Source organism: Streptomyces sp. WM6378 (genome assembly GCF_001279695.1).
Taxonomy (GTDB): Bacteria; Actinomycetota; Actinomycetes; order Streptomycetales; family Streptomycetaceae; genus Streptomyces.
Genome location: NZ_LGDD01000219.1, coordinates 1 through 322 on the forward strand (window position 1 = coordinate 1; position 322 = coordinate 322).

General features: G+C 73.3%; 1 protein-coding gene. It reads right to left on the bottom strand.

All coding sequences use genetic code 11. The features are described 5' to 3' along the window. On the bottom strand, positions 1-322 hold a 322-nt coding region (locus ADK54_RS17765; RefSeq protein WP_324610169.1), incomplete at both ends, for a VOC family protein.

A 322-nucleotide genomic window follows, 5' to 3' on the forward strand; every position in this document is an offset into this window, starting at 1 on the left:
CCGTCGGCGAGGAGGGTGGCGCCGTTGGCGCGGGCCTTCTCCGCGTGGCCGTGGGGGTCCTCGACGGCGAAGTGGGTGTGCCAGTGCGGGCGCAGGCTGGGGTCGGGGGCGGCTTCGACGGCGCCGGAGGTGAGGCGGGCGACGATGTGTCCGGCGTGCCGCAGGACGACTTCCTCGTGTTCGTACTGGACGTCGCAGCAGCCGGGCCGGTCACACGCCCAGTCGAGGACCTCCCCGTAGAAGATCGCGGCGTCGAAGGCGTTGCGGGTGTGCAGCCGCGTCCAGGCGGGCGCGGTGTCGCGCCACGTCTCCCAGTTCGACA